1 protein-coding gene and 1 pseudogene are annotated in these 573 nt (G+C 38.9%); one reads left to right on the forward strand and one right to left on the reverse strand.

Annotated features, from left to right (window positions below):
• Positions 1 to 115: pseudogene (locus R7093_RS26985) on the reverse strand (1,4-alpha-glucan branching protein); the annotation flags it as partial.
• 182 nt (positions 116 to 297) lie between these two features.
• Here R7093_RS26985 and R7093_RS26990 point away from each other — a divergent pair.
• Positions 298 to 573: hypothetical protein (locus R7093_RS26990; RefSeq protein ID WP_318147245.1), on the forward strand; the 276-nt coding region annotated here is incomplete at its 3' end.

The following is a 573-nucleotide window of genomic DNA, read 5'->3' on the forward strand; positions in this document are numbered from 1 at the left end:
CTGGTTGCCAGTCATTAAAATCTCCAGCGATTTTAATGGATTCCCACTGGTTTTTATCGAGTTCAAAAGTGACTTCAACTTCATCTTTAGTTTTGAAAAATCTCTTTTTAAGCATGAATCTTTCCTTGTTAGTACAAAAACTGCTCTAACTATTACTCGTGTTTCATAAGTATTTCAAGCGTTATCGGATTCATGCTGGTATAGCTAGTGAAATAACCGTGTACTCTTCGTGCTTCAAACTTGTATGAATATGATCTTTCTGTATGATGAAAATCAGTGTGTTGTGAAGAAATTGATATGTTGAAGTTGAATCGTACATTGATGACTACTCTGGTTTGTTTGGTGGCTATGCTGCTAACCAGTGTTTCATCGAGCGTTCAAGCATCGACAGCATCAATAGAAGCACAAAGCTTTCCCATGCAGCAAACTGCACTTCAAGAAAAACTCGGCGTAAATACAGATTGTGTTGAGCCGCACCACAAAGAACACATGATGGAAAAAGGGCAAAAGTCGCACACCAGTTGCAGCTCTTCTTGCATTGTGAAAATTCCCACGACTTTGTCGCAAAATGGC

Source organism: Vibrio sp. 1580 (assembly GCF_033340055.1).